This is a genomic window from Bacillus cereus group sp. MYBK95-2 (assembly GCF_051915225.1).
Classification (GTDB): Bacteria; Bacillota; Bacilli; order Bacillales; family Bacillaceae_G; genus Bacillus_A; species Bacillus_A cereus.
The window spans coordinates 27970-48413 of the sequence record NZ_JBQAEH010000018.1 but is presented as its reverse complement, the minus strand read 5'-3'; the positions used below and the strand labels follow the sequence as shown (position 1 = coordinate 48413).

The following is a 20444-nucleotide window of genomic DNA, read 5'->3' as shown; positions in this document are numbered from 1 at the left end:
GTTCATCCTGAGCCAGGATCAAACTCTCCAATAAAGTTAGTTTGTCTAGCATCTAAAATAAAAATTGACGTTTCACGTTGTTTGTTTCGTTCAGTTTTCAAAGAACTACTTCGTCGCTCGGAAGCGACTTTATCAATATAACATTTCGTTATATTTTCGTCAACAACTTTTTTCAATAAGTTGTTTTTCGTTTGTTTTGTTTGTTACCTTTCGTGGCAACGAATATAAATATACCAGTTTGATTATTAAAATGCAATAGTTTTTCTAATAAAATTTTTAACTTAGTAAAAAAGTATAAAAACAGCACATTTCTTCTATATAAATATAATTTCTCGCACTATCAAGACTTACTATACCCACGCAACTCATGCTCAAATAAAAAAAGCTTTGGAGAAATCTCCAAAGCTTAGTCTTGTTTATGGCGCATAGCAGGGAATAATAATACATCACGAATAGATGGTGCATTTGTTAATAACATAACTAGACGATCAATACCGATTCCTAATCCACCCGTAGGAGGCATACCGTACTCAAGAGCTTCAATATAATCGTCATCCATCATATGAGCTTCATCATTACCTTGTTCGCGCTCTTTTAATTGCGCTTCAAAACGTTCTTTTTGATCGATTGGATCATTTAACTCAGTGAATGCATTTGCATGTTCACGCGCAACGATAAATAATTCGAAACGATCTGTAAATCTTGGATCTTCATCATTCTTTTTCGCAAGCGGTGAGATTTCTACCGGATGACCGTAAATAAATGTTGGTTGGATTAATTTATCTTCTACTTTTTGTTCGAAGAATTCATTTATAATATGACCAACTTCCATTGTATCTTTAATTTCTACATTATGTTCTTTTGCAAGCTCACGCGCTTCTTCTACACTCATCGGATTCCAGAAATCAGCTCCAGAGTATTGCTTAATCGCATCTACCATATGAAGACGTGTCCATTCTGGTTCTAGATTAATTTCATAATCACCATACTGGATTGTTGTTGTACCCAGTACTTTTTTCGCGATATGAGCAACCATATCTTCTGTTAACTTCATAATATCTTTATAATCAGCGTATGCTTCATATAATTCAATCATCGTAAACTCAGGGTTATGACGAGTTGATACACCCTCATTACGGAATACACGGCCGATCTCATATACTTTTTCCAAACCACCCACAATAAGACGCTTTAAATGTAGCTCAATTGCGATACGCATATATAATTCCATATCTAACGCATTATGATGTGTAGTGAAAGGACGCGCAGAAGCTCCACCTGCAATTGCATGCATCATAGGTGTTTCCACTTCAAGATAACCGTTGTCATCTAGGTATCTTCTCATCTCACGAATGATTTTACTACGAGTAACGAACGTTTCACGACTTTCCATACTTGTAATTAAGTCTAAGTAACGTTGACGGTAGCGTTGTTCAACATCTTTTAATCCATGGTATTTATCTGGTAATGGACGAAGAGATTTCGTTAATAGCGTAAAGCCTGTTGCTTTTACTGAAAGTTCTCCAACATTTGTTTTGAACACTTTACCTTCAATACCTACTAAATCACCTAAATCTGCTGTTTTAAATAATTCGTACTCGTCATCTCCAACAGCATCTTTACGAACATAAATTTGAACTTGTCCATGTAAATCTTGAACGTGTGCAAATCCAGCTTTCCCTTTTCCGCGTTTTGTCATAATACGACCAGCGATAGAAACAGCGATTTCCTTCTCCTCTAATTCTTCCTTAGAGAACTCTCCATATAGACTCACTAAATCAGTTGTTGAATTTGTGCGTTCAAATCTTTTACCGAACGGGTCAATTCCTTGTTCACGTAAATTATGTAGCTTTTCACGACGAACAATCAATTGGTCGTTTAATTCTTCGTGGTTCATGTTATCCATGATATTGATATCACTCCAGCTCTATTTAATTTTACAATATATACAGTATAGCATTTTCTACTCAACTAGAAAAACTGCCAGCAACTAACTGGCAGCTCTTCTTTCTTTCACGTAATTATAGGAAGTGTATAGAAGAATGTCAATCTCCTATGTCCATTATTAACCAACGTAAATTGTTTGTTGTTTCGCTTCCACTTCTTCTACAAATGTACCTAACACATTCGCAAGGTCTTCCCGTGTGTTACAAGCATTAATACCATTACGTACACTCGCATTACCACGAACACCTTTTAAATACCAAGCTGCATGTTTTCTCATCTCTCTTACAGCGACACTTTCGTTCTTTAAGTCAATAAGACGATCTAGATGTAACATACATACATCAATTTTCTCGCGCACTGTTGGTTCCGGCATTAATTCACCTGTCTCCAAATACTTTACCGTACGATAAATCATCCACGGATCTCCAAGAGCCGCACGACCAATCATAACACCATCTACACCAATTTCATCAAGCATACGCTTTGCATCTTGCGGCGTTGCGACATCACCATTTCCGATAACCGGGATATTTACAGATTGTTTTACTTGTTTAATAATATCCCAATCCGCTTTTCCTTCATACATTTGCACTCGTGTACGTCCGTGAACCGCCACAGCTTGGCCACCAGCACGCTCAACAGCCCTAGCATTTTCTATTGCGAAAATATGTTCTTCATCCCAACCGATACGCATTTTAACTGTAACCGGCTTTTCTACAGCATCTACAACCGCTGCTACCATTTCATATATTTTATTCGGATCTAAAAGCCACCTTGCCCCCGCATCACATTTAACGATTTTCGGCACTGGACAACCCATATTAATATCAATTATGTCTGCTGTCGTATATTTATCTACATATTTCGCAGCATCTACAAGAGTTTCTTTCTCTCCACCAAAAATTTGTAAACTTAATGGCTTTTCTCTCTCGTCGATATATAACATATCTAATGTTCTTTTATTATTAAGTAATATTGCCTTATCACTTACCATTTCAGCACAAACTAAGCCGGCACCAAATTCTTTTACTGTTAAACGGAATGCAGAGTTACACACTCCCGCCATCGGTGCTAGTACAACCGGATTTTTCATCTCGATATTTGCAATCTTTAACAATCAACCTACTCCTTCCTGTACAATCACTTTGGCATTAATTCCTCTATCGAAACATTTAATGCCTTAGCAACTTCTACTACAAAATCTTGAGAAGGCGATCTATTCCCTCTCTCAACCTCACCTAAAACAGATACAGATACCCCTAGTTCTTTAGCAAAACCTTCTTGTGTATAGCCTTTTAACTTTCGAAAAGCACGAATGCGTCTTCCCCATTTTTCTGCTTCCATACCGTTACTCCCTCTCGCCTTTTCATTTCTTCTACTTGTGAACGTGAAATGTTTTGTTTTATGTCTTGATTAATCTCTAACAACGGAACGATAACAAAAGCTCTTTCAAACATCCGCGGATGCGGAACAATAAGATTCTCTGCTTCAATATTCTCTTGATTATAAAGTAAAATGTCAAGGTCGATAGTCCTCGGCCCCCACCTAATTTCCCTTTTTCTTCCTAGGTCATTTTCTACTTTTTGTGTTACTTTCAATAACTCTTGTGGTGATAAATTGGTAGAAATTTTTATAACTAAATTTAAAAAGCAACTTTGGTCAGTATAGCCAACTGGCTCAGTTTCATATACAGATGAAATATCATCAACCTGAATATAAGGATTTTTATTTAAAAACTGAATCGCTTCAGTTAGATACGTATAACGCTCTCCAATATTTGACCCTAATGCAATGTAAGCTATATTGTTCATGGACGTTCTCTCGTAGTTTCTACTGCTACAGCACGATAATGACCCGGTATCGGTGGATCCGGCTTAATTACCTTAATTGTACAGCGTGAAATACTTTCATATTGTTTTAATATATCTGCAGCAATATTTTCAGCGATACTCTCCACAAGCTTATACTTTCTATCCTCAACAACTTTTCTACATAATTCGAAAAGCTCTCCATAATTGACCGAATGCTCTAAGTCATCACTTTCCCCTGCACGCTTTAAATCCAACTCCACCGTTAAGTCAACTTTAAATCTCTGACCTAATTTATTCTCCTCTGGGAACACACCATGATAACCATAAAACTCCATATCATGGATATAAATTTTATCCAATTACCTTACCCCCTTACCAATCATCGCATCCATCATTTTAGCCATACGCGCCATTTCTTTCACATCATGGACACGAACAAACTCACAGCCCTTTTCAATACCAAGACAAACGGTAGCTCCTGTTCCCTCAAGGCGTTCCTCCACTGGCAAATCTAATACGTGCCCAATAAAGGACTTTCTCGAAGTACCTAAGAGAACTGGATAACCTAGCACATTTAACTGTTCTAAATTACGCATCGCCTCTAAGTTCTGCTCAGGTGTTTTAGCAAAACCGATACCTGGATCTAAAATAATATTCTCATCTGGCACACCAGCATTTTTAGCAATTTTAATACTGTCATACAAATCAGCAATCATATCCGCCATTAAATTACGATAATTCATATTATCGCGGTTATGCATTAAAATGATGGGTACATCATAATGAGCTGCGACTTCAGCAATTTTTGGCTCCGCCTTCGCTCCCCAAATATCATTAATAATATGAGCACCAGCCTCAATTGCTTGCTTTGCAACTTCAGCTTTATATGTATCGATAGATATAGGCAATTTTACTTCTTTTGAAACTGCTTGAATCATCGGGACAACTCGCTTTATTTCTTCTTCTACTGATACTTTAGCAAAACCTGGGCGAGTAGATTCGCCACCAATATCAATAATATGAGCACCTTGACCTTGCATTTCTTTTGCGTGACGTACCGCAGCATCTACCTCGTTGTAACTCCCACCATCAGAAAACGAATCTGGTGTTACATTTAAAATCCCCATAATTAATGTTTTTTCATTTAAATTCAATGTATATTCGCCGCAGCGCAAATCATAATCCCACTTCAAACTACACATCTCCTCTTCGTAATTCATTTCTGCTCCATAATTTCTCTCTTTGCATTCCATAAAGGTACATTAAACTTTTTGTAACCACTCCTACTTTACCCGGGAAATCCTGCGCTTCTATACGATAAAGCGGAACAATTTCTTGAATGGAGTTTGTTACGAAGACTTCATCCGCTGAAAGTAGCTCATCTTTTGTAAAGAAACCTTCCTTTACTTCTATATTTAATTCTTCAGCACTCTTTATAATAAACGCACGAGTGATACCATTTAAAATCCCTGTCTCTAACGAAGGTGTATATAAAACATCACCTTTCACAAAAAATAGATTCGAAACAATGCCCTCTGCAACATAACCTGCTTCAGTGAGGAAAATACCTTCCTTACTCACAACATTTCCAATTTCACGCTTCCCTAAAATATTATTTAAATAGTGATGAGACTTCAGGCGAAATGTCCCTTCCGGTGTATTTCGCACTTGTTTTAGAATAACACCTTCTTTTTCCACTACATCCCCTGGAGCTGTTAAAGGTTTTATAAAAACAATAACAGAAGGCTCTTCATACATTTCCGTTTGTAATCCTATTTCATCTATACCCGCCGATACATTAAAACGTACATATGCATGCTTCAATTCATTCTTAGCGAGTAAATCTTTCAAAATAAGCATCACATCATTTTTTGTCATTGTCCATTTAATTTGCAATGTATCCAGCGCCTCTATTAAACGGTTATAATGATCATCCAATAAGAAAGGATGACCATTATAAATACGAAACGTTTCAAAAACTCCAAGACCATATAAATAACCATGATCATAAGGAGAAATTCTCGCTTCACTTGCTTCTACATACTGACCATTTACGTAAATTAACATAATGTCACACTTGGACTGTATTTACGAATGAAATTCTGCAACAGCTCTTTCCCATGAGAAGTCATAATAGATTCTGGATGGAATTGCACACCCTCTATCGGTAATGTCTTATGACGAAGTGCCATAATTTCCCCTTCCTCTGTCCAAGATGTTACCTCTAAGCAATCGGGTAACGTCTCTTTCTTAACAATAAGGGAATGATAGCGCGTCGCAGTAAACGGATTAGGAATATCCGAAAAAATCGTCTTTCCATCATGATGCATAAGCGACGTTTTTCCATGCATTAATCGGTCTGCACGGACAACCTCTCCACCAAACACTTGTGCAATGGATTGATGCCCTAGACAAACACCAAAAATCGGAATCTTTCCAGCAAAGTATTTAATAACTTCCATACTAATCCCAGCTTCATTAGGACTGCACGGACCTGGAGAAATCATTAGAAAATCTGGTTTCATATTCTCAATATCTGAAATAGTCACTTCATCGTTACGTTTAACAACGAGCTCTTGTCCAAGTTCTCCAAGAAACTGCACTAAATTAAATGTAAAAGAATCATAATTATCAATCATTAATATCATTTCTCTCACCTAACCGTTTCTTCACTACGTTCTTTTGCACGCCATAAAGCAATCGCCTTTTTTAACGACTCTTTATATTCATTTTCCGGATTTGAATCAATTACAATTCCCGCCCCTGCTTGTACATGAGCTTTTCCATCTTTAGCAAGAAGTGTTCTAATTACAATATTCAATTCTGTATCTCCAGAATAACCAATCCAACCGATTGAACCTGTATAAATCCCTCTTCGAACAGGTTCTAATTCCTCAATAATTTCCATCGTACGTATTTTTGGGGCACCAGTAATTGTTCCCCCAGGGAATACAGCCTTCACTAAATCAAAAGCATCTTTATCTTCTTCCACCTCACCACGCACATTAGAAACAATATGCATAACATGTGAGTATTTCTCAATTACCATAAATTCATCTACTTCTACAGTGCCATATTTACAAACACGTCCTAAATCATTTCTTTCTAAATCCACAAGCATTACATGCTCTGCTCTTTCTTTTTCGTTCTCAATTAATTCTCTTGCTAATTCTTCATCCTCTTGCTCATCCGCGCCTCTAGATCTCGTTCCAGCAATTGGTCTTGTACTTACTTCAGTTCCTTGTTTCTTAATTAACAACTCTGGCGATCCACTAACGATTTGAAAATCCCCAAGCTCCAGGTAACCCATATATGGAGATGGATTAATTTCACGAAGACTTGTATAAATTTCTAGTGGGTGTGTCTGTAACGTTCTTTCTTGTCTCGTCGACAAGTTTACTTGGAACACATCACCCGCTCCAATATATTCTTGAATACATTCAACTGCCTTCATAAAGCCAGCTTCAGTAAAAGCAACTGCTTCACTTTTCTTTTCAGGACTTTCAAAGGGCACGGTCACTTCAGGCGCTTCTGTCATCCAAAGACTCTTCCACTCATTTAGCCGTTCTTTCGCCTCTTCATATTTATCTACATAATGCGTAATAACCCATAACACTTGTTCTTTTTGATCATAGACAAATACGTCATCAAATAATAAAAAGAAGATGTCAGGTATATCAATATCATCTTCCGCAAGAGAAGGCAGCTTTTCAATATAACGGATACAGTCATAACTGAAATAGCCAATTGCACCACCTTGAAAAGGCGGATACTCTGGGTTATAGTCCGTCTTCCATTGTTCCATATATTCTTGCATTAAATCTAACGGATTCCCTCGTTTTATTGTTTCCTTACCACTTTCACTTATATGTAACGTTTCACCCTTCCCTCGGATTACCGCTACTGGGTTCAGCCCTACAATGTTATAACGACCGCCACGGCCGCTTTCTAACAAAATATGTTGCGATTTACCCTGAGAAAGAAATTTATATTGCTTAAAGAAATCTAACTGATATGGAATAGAAAGCGCTAAAGATTTTCTTCGTTGCATATCAACACCCCGTCTTCTTTTATCCCACCCTCTTAGATAAACCAGCTCAAACTACATAAGTTATTTATATAGAGATTGATTATACTCGAAGGCTAGTGAAAATAATTTAATTATACTACCTCTTATTTTACATGAAGTTTTCTAGTCATTCACTCTTTTCCTATTTCCAATCCCAAAAGAAAAAGCACCCTTTTTCAAGGATGCTTTTTCAATCGCGTTTAATTAGGATTCAAATTGATAAAGTGGTGTACTTAAATAACGTTCACCGTTACTCGGGATAATAACAAGTACCTTTTTCCCTTTACCTAACTTTTTCGCAACCTCTGTTGCTGCATAAATAACTGCGCCTGAAGAGATACCAACTAAAATACCTTCCTCTTTAGCCACTCTTCTCGCATATTCAAATGCTTGCTCTGTTTTCACTTGAATAATTTCATCATATACTTCTACATCCAACGTCTCCGGAACAAATCCCGCCCCAATTCCTTGGATTTTATGTGGACCTGGCTTCCCACCAGATAATACTGGTGAATCTGCAGGTTCTACTGCATAAATTTTAATATCTTTATACGCTTCCTTCAGTACTTCACCAGCACCAGTAATCGTTCCACCTGTACCAATACCTGCAATAAACGCATCTAATTGGTCGCCCATTTGTTCAATAATTTCTGGACCTGTTGTTAAACGGTGAATTTCTGGATTCGATTGGTTTTTGAACTGTTGTGGTATAAAGTAGCCATGTTCTTTTGCTAATTCAGTCGCTTTACGAATTGCTCCACCCATTCCTTCAGGCCCTGGAGTCAATACTAATTCCGCACCGTAAGCACGTAATAAATTACGACGCTCAATACTCATTGTTTCTGGCATTACTAAGATTGCATTATATCCTTTAGCAGCCGCTACCATCGCTAAACCAATTCCTGTGTTACCACTTGTCGGCTCAATGATTGTATCGCCCTCTTTTAATAATCCCTTTTTTTCAGCATCTTCAATCATAGCTAATGCGATACGATCTTTAACACTACTCCCCGGATTCATAAATTCTAATTTTAAGTATATATCTGCGCTGTCTGATTCTACGATGCGGTTCAACTTAACGATCGGCGTTTTCCCGATTAATTCTGAAACTGATTGTGCCACTCGCATTCCTGTCACTCCTAACACCGAGTATTTTTATTGGTTTTATCTATATTTAGATTTTGTCAGAAAATTCCCTGTTTGTCAATTCATTTGGAGGATTGCTCCTCTTAATTCCCTTATTACAAATTCTCGATTAAATTTGTAATATCTTCTTTAGAGAACTTGTATCGTTCATTACAGAAATGACAGTGAACTTCTGTCTCTTCCTCTTCTTCACGAACTTGCTCTAACTCTGTTTTACCTAAACTAATTAATACACTCTCAATACGCTCGCGTGAGCATGTGCAATTAAATTGAACATCCATTGTTTCTAATACTTTTACTTTATCTTCTCCAAGAACTGCATATAGTAGCTCTTCCGGAGAAAGACCTTGTTCAATCAACGTTGATACAGGTGGAATCTTTTGTAAACGGTCTTCAATAAATGAAATCGTTTCATCTTGCGCACCCGGCATAATTTGAAGGATGAATCCACCTGCCGCTAATATGCTATCATCTCCATTTACAAGAACACCAACACCTACAGAAGAAGGCGTTTGTTCAGAAACTGCAAAATAATACGTAAAGTCTTCTCCTAATTCTCCTGAAACGATTGGAGATTGACCAATAAACGGCTCACGCATTCCAATATCTTTAATTACAGTTACAAACCCCTCTGTACCTACCGCTTGATATACACGTAACTTCCCTTGTTCTGTTCCTTCAAAATCAACATGCGGATTCGTTACATAACCACGTACATCTCCATTTGCATGAGCATCTACTAAGATAGGGCCAATTGGACCGTTACCTTCTACCTTAATCGTTAACTTTTGCTCACCCTTTAACATTGCGCCCATCATTGTACCCGCAGTCAAAGAACGCCCTAGTGCCGCTGAAGCTGTTCTCCATGTATCATGACGTCTTTGCGCCTCACTTACTGTATTTGTTGTACGTACACTATACGCACGCACTTCTCCATCAAATGCTAACGCTTTTACTAAATAATCTTTCATACGTATTTATTCACCTTTCTCATGCTGTAAATTTGCATTACGTTCATATAACATATACAAACCTTTTAACGTTAAAAACGGATCTACAATATCAATTACATTCGATTCTTCGGAAATTAATTTTGCCAATCCACCTGTTGCAATAACTTTAGGTTCTTGTCTAGCTTCTTCTTTCATACGCTTAACAATACCTTCCACTTGTCCAACATAACCATAAAGAATACCAGATTGCATCGCACTTACTGTATTTTTCCCAACAACACTGCTTGGTTTTGTAATTTCGATACGAGGAAGTTTTGCTGCTCTGCTATATAAAGCCTCTGCTGAAATCATAATTCCTGGCGTAATAACTCCACCCATATAATGTTTTTCTTCGTTAATATAACAATATGTAGTAGCCGTACCAAAATCAACAATAATGAGCGGACTTCCATATAAGTGGATTCCTGCTACTGCATTTACAATTCGGTCTGCGCCTACTTCACGCGGATTTTCATATTTAATATTTAGTCCTGTTTTTATCCCAGGCCCTACTACAAGCGGTTTAATTTTAAAATATTTTTCACACATGCGCTCTAAAGCAAACATAATTGGTGGTACGACTGAAGACACAATAATACCTTTCACATCTTCAAACGAAAGACCCTCATGCTCAAGCAATTGCTTTACAAGCATTCCATATTCATCTTCTGTCTTATGACGATCTGTTTCCATGCGCCAATGCTGACGAAGTTCCCCCTCTTCAAACACACCTAGTACAGCATTTGTGTTCCCTACATCCAATACAAAAATCATATTCTCACCACTTATCTTATTTAATCTATATTTGTGCAGTATGTATAAAACTTATAAAAACATCATATCACACATACTTATATAATCAGCTTTCCTATCCTCATCATTTTACAAAAAGATTGCTCTCTATTTCAATTTTTAATACTAGTTTTACTTAAATTACTTTATCCACTAAGTTCTCAATAGTAATTAACAAAGATTTTAACAAACAAAAAAGGAGTGACGATAGTCACTCCTTCACTTCTTACTTATCTTCTTTATCTTCATCGTCTTTCTTCATGTTGATGTTTACTTTCACATCATCTGAAGATGTTGGACGTTCTGGCAATCTGCCGTAATCACATAAATGATTGATTTGCTCTGCATCTAACGTTTCTACTTCAAGTAACGTTTGTGCGATAATATCTAGTTTATCACGGTTTTCAGTAAGAATTTGTTTTGCACGAGCATAACATTCTTTCATAATTGATTGCATTTCCATATCGATTTCATGTGCAATCGCATCACTATAGTTTTGTTCTGAGTGGAAGTCTCTTCCTAAGAACACTTGACCACCTTGCGAGCTACCAAATTGCATCGGTCCAAGTTTGTCACTCATACCAAATTCCGTAACCATACGTCTTGCAATACCAGTCGCACGTTGGAAGTCATTATGAGCACCTGTACTCACTTCACCAAATACAATCTCCTCAGCTACTCGGCCACCAAGTAAACCAGTGATTTTATCAAGTAACTCTGGTTTCGTCATGAAGTAACGATCTTCTTTCGGAAGCATTACCGCATATCCACCAGCCTGACCACGAGGGACAATTGTTACTTTATGAACGACATCTGCTTCATCAAGAACAACACCAATTACAGTATGACCTGCTTCATGGAAAGCAACGATATTACGTTCTTTTTCAGAGATAACACGACTTTTCTTAGCTGGACCTGCAATAACACGATCCGTCGCTTCATCGATATCACTCATATCAATTTTCTTCTTATCTTGACGTGCAGCTACTAAAGCAGCTTCGTTTAATAAGTTTTCAAGATCCGCACCAGAGAATCCTGGTGTACGAGTCGCAATTGCTCTTAAATTAATATGCTCATCAAGTGGTTTATTACGCGCATGTACTTTCAGTACAGCTTCACGGCCATTTACATCTGGACGATCTACTGTAATTTGACGGTCAAAACGACCTGGACGTAATAACGCTGGGTCAAGAATGTCTGGACGGTTTGTCGCAGCAACGATAATAATACCTTCGTTTGCACCGAATCCATCCATTTCAACAAGTAATTGGTTCAATGTTTGCTCACGCTCATCATGACCACCACCAAGACCTGCGCCACGTTGACGACCTACTGCATCAATTTCATCAATGAAAATGATACAAGGAGCATTTTTCTTTGCATTTTCAAATAAATCACGTACACGTGATGCACCGACACCGACAAACATCTCTACGAAGTCAGAACCACTGATAGAGAAGAATGGAACGCCAGCCTCACCTGCAACAGCACGTGCTAATAAAGTTTTACCTGTACCTGGAGGTCCAACTAATAGGACACCCTTTGGAATACGAGCACCAACTTCAGAGAACTTACGAGGGTCTTTCAAGAATTCAACTACCTCAACAAGTTCTTGTTTCTCTTCATCCGCACCAGCAACATCTCTGAAACGAACTTTTTTCTTTTCATCATTATATAACTTCGCCTTACTTTTCCCGAAGTTCATAACACGGCTACCGCCGCCTTGAGCTTGGTTTAATAAGAAGAAGAATAAAATGAAGATGATGACAAATGGAATGATTGAAGTAAAGAATGTTACCCAAGCACTTGTTTCTTCTGCTGGTTGATACTTAACTTCGGCACCTTTCGCTTTATCATTAATTTTCTTTTGTAATTCCTCAGTATTTGGTGCATAAGTAACAAATTGTTCTCCTTGGCTAGAGTTATTAAATTGTCCTTTTACCTCAAATACACCATTTTTCGGTTGAAGTTGCACATTACGCACTTCACCGCTTTCTAGTTTAGTAATGAATTTGTCGTAGCTAACTGATGTCGTTTTTTGTGTCGAACCATTAAAATAGCTCACGATTCCAATTACTACTAAGAATATCAGTAAATAAAAGATGGTATTACGGAAGATACGATTCATTCCTAACCTCCTCTCACGGCATAAACACTATAGTAAATCGTAACATAGAAAAACTTTCCTATACAATTGTGAAGCCTATATTTAATTAATTTGAGTAAACGCTTGGTTTTAATACGCCTACATAAGGAAGATTACGGTATTGCTCTTTATAATCTAATCCATATCCTACTACAAATTCATGTGGAACAGTAAATCCAACATAATCCGCTTTCAGATCAACCTTACGGCCTGTTGGCTTATCTAATAATGTAACAATTTTTACAGACTTCGCTTTACGATATTTGAATAAGTCTACTAAGTAGCTTAGTGTAAGACCACTATCAATAATATCTTCGACGATTAAAATATCGCGACCTTCTACAGAAGTATCAAGATCTTTTAAAATTTTCACTTCGCCTGTTGAAACTGTAGAGTGACCGTAACTAGATACAGCCATAAAATCCATTTCAAGATATGTATCTGTTCTCTTTAATAAATCTGCCATGAATGGCATTGCGCCTTTTAATACACCAATTGCAAGAGGTACTGTGTTTTTATAATCCTCTGCAATAATTGCACCTAGTTCGCGCACCTTTTCTTGTATTTGCTCTTCAGAAATTAATACTTTTTCGATATCTTGATTCATCATTTCATTATCCTCCCGGAAGACTCCTTGCTTTTGTAGTGAATAATCATATATTTATCCTTCTTTGCCATCTCTTTCGAAATTGCAAATGCAGATCGTTTCAACAAGGGTACCCAAATAATAGTCCCACTTGCATCACAAACGACCGGCCATTCTTCTCTTTTTTCTTTCGGTACTTTCGCTTCGATAAAAATAGCTTTTATCTTTTTCGTGCCATTCATACCTTGTATTGACATGCGATCTCCATTTTCTCTAGAACGAATACGAAGTGGATATGATATATCATTATACTTAGCAACAAATACTGTTTCATTCATGTTACTTGGTATATCTTCGCTCACCTCTGTTACAAATTCATCCCCGTTCAATAGCGTAATGGTCCCGGGTACTAATAAATCTTGTGAAAAAGGAGAGACAATTTCTTGTTTAAATCTAAAGCTACACTCCTCGTATGAACGAACAATTTTCAAATCACCCGGAAAATCAAGTGAACCTGAAGGTTGTGTCCGCTTAAAAAACTCAATCAACTTGTCAATATGTATAGAAGAAAGAGAAGATGGAATCTTATATTCATAAAGATAGTTTAATATTAGTTGAATCCCTCTTCTTTGTAAAGGCATAGACATGGATTCAAAGGCAGGAATTGATAAGCTAATTTGTTTATCACTTTTTTTTGTAATTACTTTATTCATTTTCTCAAAAGCTAATTCCTGCAAATAAGCCTCATCCTCTTGCATCTGCACGCTAAATTTTTGGAATTTCTCATGCATTTGTGGATTTTCTTCTTTCAAATGAGGAAGGACATATTTACGTAATCGATTCCTTGTATATACTTCCTTTTTATTACTCGGATCTATACGTGGCATTAAATTTAGCTTATTACAGTAATCAACAATTTCTTCCTTCGTTACGCCAAGTAACGGCCTAATTAAATATCCATTATGAAAAGGACGCTTCACTGCAATTCCTGCATATCCTTTCGGAGTACTCCCTCTTACAAGACGCATTAAAATTGTCTCGACTTGATCATCTCCATGATGTCCAAGAGCAACATATCTTGCATCATATTTCTTCATTATTCTTTCCAAAAATGCATATCTGCATTCTCTCGCAGCAACCTGTGCATTCATTCCGTATTGCTGTTGATATTGTGATACATTAATCCTTATCGTTTCACAAATAATTCCCAGTTCTTCACAAAGGCCCTGCACAAACTGTAAATCCTCATAAGATTCATCACCTCTAAACATATGATCCACATGAGCAACTACAATTTCCAACTGTTTTTCCGCTCTTTTTTCTAATAAATAATATAAAAGCGCTAACGAGTCAGGACCACCAGAAACTCCCACAACAATTGTTGAATCATTCTTTAATACATCATGCTGCTTTACAAAGTCATCTACTTTTTCAACAAATGTATCTTTCAACTTCGCAATCACCTTTCATTAAACAAGAACAGCAACCTTAGTCACCTTGTCTACAATGGTACAACTTTTACAAACATTGTGCAAAAAAAAGATATACAAAAATTACATTTTTATCTTACATCCTCCGTGTATATTCACAAAATTAATAACATTACCTTTTCCCACAAAAAAACCTAGGTATTCACCTAGGTTTTTAAAATCAAATTATAGATAAACATTCCACTTACATTTTACTGCGCTTGCATTCCTACAATCGGAATCGTAGCCCACTTCGGCATATTTTTCTTCACTTTTGCCACTACAATAGTCATATCATCATTTATATAACCATCACAAGAGCGAATCACTTCTTCCATAATGATATCAGCAATTTCTTGCGGGTCTTCGGTTTGCAATTCTTTAATTTTTCGTTTCATCCACAATTCATGATTCTCCACATGCTGTGCTCCTTCAAAAATCCCATCACTCATCATAATAAGAATATCGCCCGTTTTTAATTGTTCACCCACCACATCAACTTCAACATCTTCGATGATTCCCATCGGCAAATTACTTGCTTCAATTTTCAAAATATTATTTGCGCGTTTAACAAAACTCGGCGTTGATCCAATCTTTAAAAACCTTGCACTCGCATCCCGCAAATCTACCATAGCTAAATCTAATGTCGTAAACATTTCTTCTGTCGTTCTCAAAGAAAGAATTGAATTGATAGACTTAATTGCTATTTCTTCATCAATGCCTGATTGGAGTATTTTTTGTAATAATTTCACCGTTTCCTTACTTTCCATATGAGCTCTTTGCCCATTACCCATACCATCACTAATCGCAAGTGCATATTTACCAACACTTAAATCCATCATCGCATAAGAGTCACCCGAAACAAATCCACCGCCTTTTGCAGCTGTAGCCAATCCTGTATCAAGAGAATACGTCTTCGCCGAACCAAATGATATTAAACTATGGCCATTTGGATAAGAAGACTTTTCTTCATGTTTAACGACAATATTTTCTTTAAGGATATCTGAAAGCATCGGTGCAACTAACTTTTCACACTCACCATGTTCATTAGATGCAACTGGAATTAACATTTCAATATCAATACTTCCTCTATCTAAACAATAAATATCAACATGCTCTACTTCGACACCAAAATCTCGGAACGCTTGCATAATCTGTTCTTCCTGCACTTGATGATTTTCACGCTCTCGTTGTATCTCCTTAGCAAAATCCTCCATAACCTTTGATACACCTAATAGTTGCTCCGCTACTATTCTACGATTTTCCTTCATTTGTTTTCGTAATTTTTGTCCCTCATAGAAGTGATCTAATTCACCGGCTACTAAATCCGTCACTTTTTTCCCTCTCACACAATGCTTGTCCCACTCACGAACTAATTTACGATTATGTTGCAGGGTTCCTCCTTCCGTTTCATTCATTATTTGTTTCATATAATCGTACGTTTTATCAAAATTCACTACCCAGCATTGATCCTTTTTAAAGCATGTTTGACATGTTTTCGCAGTAATTGTACTCAAAAACAAATCTGCTTCTGTCTCTTTATCTTCTTCCTCTACATACCCATATACAGAAAAGCTATTAGATAAAGCAGCAAATACATTTGCAAATTGGTTGATTTTATTTGCTGTAACATCACGCATCCTTCTTAAATATTGTTGTTGATCTTGCGAATGCTCTTGTGTACCTGGCATAAATTTAGCAATACGATCCAAAACAAGCTTCGGTGTTAATAAGAAGATAACAATCGCTACACCTGACTCAATTAAAGTTGTTACAATATTTGTCTGTTTGTCTACATATAATGTAATTAAGCTTGTCCCAATTAATAAACCTAAACTAACACCTAAACGCTTTCCTTCTTTTAACAATCCACCAAGCAATCCAGAAAAAGCAAGAAGGCTAAGCTGAGACAAGCTAGACACATTTGCTAAACTTAATATTAGTCCTGTTACAACCCCCACTGTAGACCCTGTGGCAGCACCCGCAATAAATGCAAATACTAGCACTAAATACCTTGTAAAAATATGTTGAATAGAAGCATCATATACAAACCAATCTGTTGTACCCGTTAAAACAGATGCTAGTAATATAATCAAACAAACAATTTCTTCCGTCTCTAATGCCTGTTGTTTTCCTTTCCTTTCCACTAAAAGTGGGACACTTTGTAAAAATATCATAGTTAATACAAAACTAAGCCCAGCCTCAATGGTACTAACGAGTAAATCGTACATGGTGACAGTTTGTTGTGCAAAATATACAACAACTAAGTGTGCGGTTAATGCGGAGATAAATACTTGAAATGGAACAAGTCCAACAGTTTTACGTGTAAATCGACTAAAGAAGATATTATAAATGAAGAAGGTAAAGATAGATGCAAAGGTAAAAAACAAATTATCTATCGATACTGAAAGAGCTCCTCCCATTAGAGCTAAAAATGCTAGCGGCATCTTATCCCGCTTCATAACATAAACAGCAGCAAAAAATGGCAGTGCAAACGGTAAAATATTTGTTAATATATATGCTCGTCCCAAAAGAAAACCAATAACAACAATAATAAATCCCCATCTAAAGAAAACTTGCTCAAATTTTATTCGCAACTTACTCGTCCACTTTATTCCATCAAGCTGACTCTCATTCATTGCCAATGCACTTGTATTCATAGTATTCCTTCCTGCTTTAGGCATATTTTTAACACCACCTGCATAGTTTAATTACTGTCATTATAAAAGATGATTGTTGGTTTTTTTGTCAAAACAACAGTTTTCACTTTTATAATCGTTCGACTTTTTATTCGAAATAACTCTACAGATATACAGGGTATGTAAGTTATTTTCAAGATTTTAATTAAACATTCAGAAAATATAGGGTGATTTTGTAGAAGTGTTGTATATCTTAATTTATTTAACAAAAAAAGATCATGCAAATTTGCATGATCTTTTTAGATGACCCGTACGGGATTCGAACCCGTGTTACCGCCGTGAAAGGGCGGTGTCTTAACCACTTGACCAACGGGCCGTTAAATTAAATATAGCGGCGGAGGGGATCGAACCCCCGACCTCACGGGTATGAACCGTACGCTCTAGCCAGCTGAGCTACACCGCCATGTCGTCTTATTTAACGGACAATTAGTATCTTACATCAGATACTAATTAAAGTCAACACATCTCAAAAACTTTTTTGAAAATATTTTTTACATATAAAAAAGCACCCTGAGACATTACTCTGGGTACCTCTCTATATGTTAAAAACTAAACGTCCTTATTATCCGCGACGCGCGCCACGGCCACCACGTTTAGACTCTGTGTTACGCTTTAAAGAAGTTAAACGATCTTCGCTATCTTTTAAGAAGCGTGCCATCTTTTGCTCAAATGTTTCTTTCGGAGCTCGGTCGTTACCGCCACCGCGATTATCTCTGTTGAAAGAGCGATTATTACGTTGTGGACGTCCAGAACGTTGTTGATCACCACCGCGTTGGTATTCACCACGTGGACGATCTCCTTCTGTTTTTTCACGTTCTTTCGCTTTTTTGATAGATAAACCAATCTTTCCATCTTTTTCAACATTAATAACTTTTACTTCTACTTGGTCGCCCACTTTTAAGTGATCGTTAATATCTTTTACATAGTTATCAGCAACTTCACTAATATGAACAAGACCCGTTAAGCCCTCTGGCAGCTCCACAAAAGCCCCAAAATTTGTAATACCTGTTACTTTACCCTGTAACTTGCTGCCTACCTCGATTGACATAAAAAAAATGCTCCTCCTTAGTGGTTAAAAAGTCAAATTTTACTTTATTATATATAATCCTAAAATATAGTGTCAATAAGACATACTCTACTTAGAAACAGGAAAAATTATCTCCCCTTTACCAGAGAAGAAATAATCCCTTCTAGCAATCTTTAATACGTACTCTTCATCATTTAACTTTTGAACTTCGTCTTTTAGACTTTTTTCTTTATTCGTTAATGAATCCAGTTCTTTTTTCATGTCCTTAACTTTTGCTTCTTTTGCTTTAATGGAACTGTTTTGTTGATAAAACGTTACACTAATACTCGCAATAATTGTAAAAGTAAAGACAAGAAAAACCGCTAAACGGCGATAAAGTCGCTTCCTGTTCTCATCCGTTTGTATTATATGCTCTTTAACAGGATTTGGACTCTGTTTTTCGATTGTTCTTTGTCTCAGTTCCCTCATTTCCGAGGTCCCCCTAACTTCTTTTTTATATGCTCCCATAGTTGGAAGATATGTCCCTTCAATTTTGCTATATATTGCAGGAACCCTATATGTTTCACTATAAAAAGTTTAACACGATTAGGGAGAAGTTTCCATATGAGCGAAGCAATAAATCGAACAGGCCAGAAAAAAACTTTCCATATGAAAAGTAATATCCAAATCACCATTTTCCATAACACATGTCCAATTGAAAGCAGTATACGAAATAAGAATAATATAAATGCAATAAATAGCTGCGCTATAATAATAACAGGTTTTATCATGAGTAGCTGTATAATTCGAACAAAAAAATATGTTGTTTGCATAAAAATATAGATGAGAAAATTTAACAGCTTCATGTATAGTGCCTTCAATAAGCTTTGATATGCCGCAAAACCACATAATAATGCCAAAAACACATATATACGTAGCTCAGCTTCATTTACGAGAAGCAATACATAAAAGACGAATAATGCTTGGACAATCCAAAATAATATATCATGTATAAATACAAGCCAACGTTTACGTTCTTGGCGCTTTAAAAAACGTTGATATGTATCTAAAGACGCTCCAATCCAAGCACCCATCCCAATCATTGAAAGCATTGTATACAACTGAATTGTTAAGCTCATTTAAACAACTTACTAAAGAAACCTTTAGTTTTTTCCCCTTGATTTTCATCAATATACAGCATCTCATTAACTTTCCCTTTAATCGACACAATACCTTTTTCCACATCTAAATTTTTCATTTGTAAATTTTGACCACGAATCGTTAAAAAACCCATTACGGTCTCTAGTAAAAACTCTTCGCTATCAAAACTCTCTACCTGCTTCACACCGGTAATATCGATTATACGCCTGCCACGCATAATAATGTCATGCTCTACAGAAACATTTTGTTGATTAGAAGACGTAGGTGAGTAACCATTATTCACGTAAATCCCCCCATAGGTTTTTACTAGCTAATAGTAATGTATGAGGGGATACATGATTTTAGAACAAGCCTTCTTCCGCTTTTACTTTTTCTTCACGAACTAAGCTATACATATTTGCTGCATCTTCTTTTTTAGTTGTTTCTTTTAATTCATTTATTTTCACAGTCACTATTTTTTGACCAAAACGAATTGTTAATTCATCAGCTACTTTCACATCAGAACTCGCTTTTGCCACTTGACCATTAATAGATATTCTTCCTTGATCAGCTACTTCTTTCGCTAATGTTCTTCTTTTAATTAAACGTGATACTTTTAAAAACTTATCTAGACGCATATC

General features: G+C 36.6%; 21 protein-coding genes and 2 tRNA genes. All 23 read right to left on the bottom strand.

The features are described from left to right. Positions 1 to 406: 406 nt before the first annotated feature. The 23 genes from lysS to ACTFN4_RS29410 all read right to left on the bottom strand — a co-directional run bounded on the left by lysS (position 407) and on the right by ACTFN4_RS29410 (position 20441). Positions 407 to 1906 (bottom strand): lysine--tRNA ligase, encoded by a 1500-nt coding sequence (gene lysS, locus ACTFN4_RS29520; protein ID WP_000369668.1) that lies wholly within the window; start codon positions 1904 to 1906, stop codon positions 407 to 409. A gap of 159 nt (positions 1907 to 2065) precedes the next feature. Beyond that, positions 2066 to 3064, bottom strand: coding sequence for a tRNA dihydrouridine synthase DusB (gene dusB / locus ACTFN4_RS29515; RefSeq protein WP_000912251.1), 999 nt, complete (start codon positions 3062 to 3064; stop codon positions 2066 to 2068). Positions 3065 to 3087: 23 nt separating this feature from the next. After that, positions 3088 to 3291 (bottom strand): helix-turn-helix domain-containing protein, encoded by a 204-nt coding sequence (locus ACTFN4_RS29510; RefSeq protein ID WP_000387031.1) that lies wholly within the window; start codon positions 3289 to 3291, stop codon positions 3088 to 3090. Further along, complete coding sequence (folK, locus tag ACTFN4_RS29505; RefSeq protein WP_001059450.1) at positions 3243 to 3758, bottom strand: 2-amino-4-hydroxy-6-hydroxymethyldihydropteridine diphosphokinase; 516 nt, start codon at positions 3756 to 3758, stop codon at positions 3243 to 3245. The genes ACTFN4_RS29510 and folK overlap by 49 nt, the downstream gene beginning before the upstream one ends. Then, positions 3755 to 4117: a dihydroneopterin aldolase gene (gene folB, locus ACTFN4_RS29500; RefSeq protein ID WP_439963253.1), complete on the bottom strand. Its 363-nt coding sequence runs from the start codon at positions 4115 to 4117 to the stop codon at positions 3755 to 3757. The genes folK and folB overlap by 4 nt, the downstream gene beginning before the upstream one ends. Further along, a complete protein-coding gene (folP, locus tag ACTFN4_RS29495) occupies positions 4118 to 4978 on the bottom strand; it encodes a dihydropteroate synthase (RefSeq protein WP_002164656.1) in 861 nt (286 codons plus the stop codon). Next, a complete protein-coding gene (gene pabC / locus ACTFN4_RS29490) occupies positions 4953 to 5825 on the bottom strand; it encodes an aminodeoxychorismate lyase (protein ID WP_000909884.1) in 873 nt (290 codons plus the stop codon). The genes folP and pabC overlap by 26 nt, the downstream gene beginning before the upstream one ends. Further along, a complete protein-coding gene (gene pabA / locus ACTFN4_RS29485; RefSeq protein WP_000602294.1) occupies positions 5819 to 6406 on the bottom strand; it encodes an aminodeoxychorismate/anthranilate synthase component II in 588 nt (195 codons plus the stop codon). The genes pabC and pabA overlap by 7 nt, the downstream gene beginning before the upstream one ends. Before the next feature lie 5 nt (positions 6407 to 6411). Continuing rightward, positions 6412 to 7809: an aminodeoxychorismate synthase component I gene (pabB, locus tag ACTFN4_RS29480; RefSeq protein WP_001189728.1), complete on the bottom strand. Its 1398-nt coding sequence runs from the start codon at positions 7807 to 7809 to the stop codon at positions 6412 to 6414. 222 nt (positions 7810 to 8031) lie between these two features. Further along, positions 8032 to 8955, bottom strand: a complete 924-nt coding sequence (gene cysK / locus ACTFN4_RS29475; protein WP_001261712.1) for a cysteine synthase A — start codon at positions 8953 to 8955, stop codon at positions 8032 to 8034. 113 nt (positions 8956 to 9068) lie between these two features. Next, positions 9069 to 9944 (bottom strand): redox-regulated molecular chaperone HslO, encoded by an 876-nt coding sequence (gene hslO, locus ACTFN4_RS29470; RefSeq protein ID WP_000656372.1) that lies wholly within the window; start codon positions 9942 to 9944, stop codon positions 9069 to 9071. Positions 9945 to 9950: 6 nt separating this feature from the next. Then, positions 9951 to 10739 (bottom strand): type III pantothenate kinase, encoded by a 789-nt coding sequence (locus tag ACTFN4_RS29465; protein WP_000578368.1) that lies wholly within the window; start codon positions 10737 to 10739, stop codon positions 9951 to 9953. Positions 10740 to 10983: 244 nt separating this feature from the next. Next, positions 10984 to 12885 carry an ATP-dependent zinc metalloprotease FtsH gene (gene ftsH, locus ACTFN4_RS29460; protein ID WP_001079674.1) on the bottom strand — a complete coding sequence of 634 codons (1902 nt, stop codon included), beginning with the start codon at positions 12883 to 12885 and terminating at the stop codon, positions 10984 to 10986. Positions 12886 to 12970: 85 nt separating this feature from the next. After that, positions 12971 to 13513, bottom strand: coding sequence for a hypoxanthine phosphoribosyltransferase (hpt, locus tag ACTFN4_RS29455; RefSeq protein WP_000981842.1), 543 nt, complete (start codon positions 13511 to 13513; stop codon positions 12971 to 12973). Next, positions 13510 to 14940 carry a tRNA lysidine(34) synthetase TilS gene (tilS, locus tag ACTFN4_RS29450; protein WP_000655463.1) on the bottom strand — a complete coding sequence of 477 codons (1431 nt, stop codon included), beginning with the start codon at positions 14938 to 14940 and terminating at the stop codon, positions 13510 to 13512. Before tilS ends, hpt begins: the two co-directional genes overlap by 4 nt. Before the next feature lie 230 nt (positions 14941 to 15170). Beyond that, the gene (gene spoIIE / locus ACTFN4_RS29445) at positions 15171 to 17642 is read right to left on the bottom strand and encodes a stage II sporulation protein E (RefSeq protein ID WP_001123540.1); all 2472 of its coding nucleotides are present in this window, start codon (positions 17640 to 17642) and stop codon (positions 15171 to 15173) included. A gap of 259 nt (positions 17643 to 17901) precedes the next feature. Next, positions 17902 to 17973 (bottom strand) — tRNA-Glu (locus ACTFN4_RS29440). Positions 17974 to 17986: 13 nt separating this feature from the next. Further along, positions 17987 to 18060, bottom strand: a tRNA-Met gene (locus tag ACTFN4_RS29435). Between the two features lie 159 nt (positions 18061 to 18219). Then, the gene (locus ACTFN4_RS29430; protein WP_000021451.1) at positions 18220 to 18705 is read right to left on the bottom strand and encodes a S1 domain-containing RNA-binding protein; all 486 of its coding nucleotides are present in this window, start codon (positions 18703 to 18705) and stop codon (positions 18220 to 18222) included. An 87-nt stretch (positions 18706 to 18792) separates the two neighbouring features. Beyond that, a complete protein-coding gene (gene divIC / locus ACTFN4_RS29425; RefSeq protein ID WP_001208739.1) occupies positions 18793 to 19152 on the bottom strand; it encodes a cell division protein DivIC in 360 nt (119 codons plus the stop codon). Continuing rightward, positions 19149 to 19802, bottom strand: a complete 654-nt coding sequence (gene yabQ, locus ACTFN4_RS29420; RefSeq protein WP_000059772.1) for a spore cortex biosynthesis protein YabQ — start codon at positions 19800 to 19802, stop codon at positions 19149 to 19151. Before yabQ ends, divIC begins: the two co-directional genes overlap by 4 nt. Then, entirely contained in the window at positions 19799 to 20107 is a 309-nt protein-coding gene (yabP, locus tag ACTFN4_RS29415) for a sporulation protein YabP (protein WP_001059104.1), read from the bottom strand. Before yabP ends, yabQ begins: the two co-directional genes overlap by 4 nt. 58 nt (positions 20108 to 20165) lie before the next feature. After that, positions 20166 to 20441 carry an RNA-binding S4 domain-containing protein gene (locus ACTFN4_RS29410; RefSeq protein ID WP_001234876.1) on the bottom strand — a complete coding sequence of 92 codons (276 nt, stop codon included), beginning with the start codon at positions 20439 to 20441 and terminating at the stop codon, positions 20166 to 20168. Between the last annotated feature and the right edge of the window lie 3 nt (positions 20442 to 20444).